The following is a 1,640-nucleotide window of genomic DNA, read 5'->3' as shown; positions in this document are numbered from 1 at the left end:
ATTTATCGCCGGGCAGGTGGAATCGTACAACCGACAGCTACACACCCAGGAACGGGAACTGGCCCGCGACCTTGCCGAAGCGAGTGATGGCCAATTCACGCTGGAAGAGATCGAGGATGCCATGCGCCGGATGTACCACCTCGAGCTGGGCGAGGCACCGAATCACAACATGGTCATTGACCTGTGGGATGTGGATTCAGTCGCTGCTCAATACTACGACTACGATGCTACCTGGCTCACTTCGCCGGGAGAAGACGGCACTGCCCGCTATCTGGTACAGATACTGCCGGAGGGTGTGACGCCGGAAATGTACGACTATGTCATCGCACAAACGGGCGGAGAAGACTCTCCCTACTGGATACCGCCGCAAGTGGTTCGGGAGCGTGAAGTAGCCGAACATCCGCGAGCGCCAGGAGAAGATGGCCGCTACCCCGTGAGCCTGGAAGTGAACGGCGGCCTTTACCATATGCAGCGCTTCGAATGTGCGACACCAGAATGTGTTGCGGCGGGGGCGCATATTGACCATGGCGATCCGGAGACACAAGCATGGAATCGAGCCCTGGATGCTCAAGCGCTTGATGATTTAAGCAAGGCAGCGACTTATGCTTTGATGATTAATCCTGCTGGTGGAGTAGGGTTAGCAATGACTCTAGGTGGCTCTGGCTCTAGCCTCGTGTCAGGCTATCTTAAAGAAGAGGCAATGGCAGCTGGCTCCAAAGAAGCTATGAAATATGGATTTGAAAGATATTTGCGTTTCCGCGGAGTTCCAGCTAATGAGGCAGTCAGGATTAGTAGTGCTTTGGACATTGCAGGGTTTTGGGATAGCGTAATAGATAAAATTTATGAGTAGTTTTCGCAAGGGTGGAAGGTGATGAGAATAAAGACAGTCGAGGCTTTCTTGATTAGCCATCGGGGAAAAATTATTTGGCTTATGATCGCTGCTGCGTTTTTGCATGCGGCAGTAAGGTTTTGGGGAGATTGGAAATACTTTTTTGGAGTTCTCTTGTTTCATGTGCTTTTTGGGCAGGCTGTTCAGGCATATCTATGGGGGAGAGATATTTTTTTAGGTGGGGGAGTTGTCAGGGTTAATGATGGAAAGGGGGTTAGACTAATTGCTTTCATTATTTATTTTGTGCTTTATTTGGCTGTTTTTCCGTTGGGTGATTTTATTCGTGGTCCAAACCGTTGATGATTTTTGATGTGCGGGATGAGTTATACTCCTTAAAGCTGAAAGAATTAATATTTTCTAATTAGGCGGCGCGTGATTATTGTTGCTTTTATGGCTTTGGCCGCAGTGGTTGTTCGCGGCTTTCAGGTTTTGGGGGAGTGGAAATATTTTGGTGGAGTGATAATTGTAAATCTTTTGTTTGGTCAGGCCGTGCAATCATATTTATGGGGGAAGGATATTTTTATGGGTGGTGGCGGAGTGACAGCTGATGGTACCGGCGCGGTCAGCCTGATCAACCAGCGTGGCGACCTCGGCGCGGCCCTCGGCGACACGCTCTCCCGCGATAGCCTGGAAGGTGCGGCCATCGCCGCCCTGAGCGCCGGCGCTACCCAAGGCATGACCGATCACGTCTGGGGCACCCAGACCAACCCCACCACCGGCGCCACGACCAATCTTGACCTTGGCTCCGCCA

The 1,640-nt window shown here is 51.5% G+C and carries 3 protein-coding genes; all 3 read left to right on the top strand.

What is annotated here, in order from left to right:
- Positions 1–850: hypothetical protein (locus HP566_RS20045; protein ID WP_249979063.1), on the top strand; the 850-nt coding region annotated here is incomplete at its 5' end.
- A 21-nt stretch (positions 851–871) separates the two neighbouring features.
- Entirely contained in the window at positions 872–1,189 is a 318-nt protein-coding gene (locus HP566_RS20040) for a hypothetical protein (RefSeq protein WP_249979062.1), read from the top strand.
- Between the two features lie 72 nt (positions 1,190–1,261).
- On the top strand, positions 1,262–1,640 hold a 379-nt coding region (locus HP566_RS21795), incomplete at its 3' end, for a DUF637 domain-containing protein (protein ID WP_249979061.1).

Source organism: Vreelandella olivaria, assembly GCF_023507745.1.
GTDB classification, from domain to species: domain Bacteria; phylum Pseudomonadota; class Gammaproteobacteria; order Pseudomonadales; family Halomonadaceae; genus Vreelandella; species Vreelandella olivaria_A.
This window is presented reverse-complemented; position numbering and strand designations above follow the sequence as displayed.

What these genes read in the sequence shown, in the direction of transcription:
- HP566_RS20040 (WP_249979062.1), top strand. Translation starts at nt 872, where the DNA reads ATGAGAATAAAGACAGTCGAGGCTTTCTTGATTAGCCATCGGGGAAAA.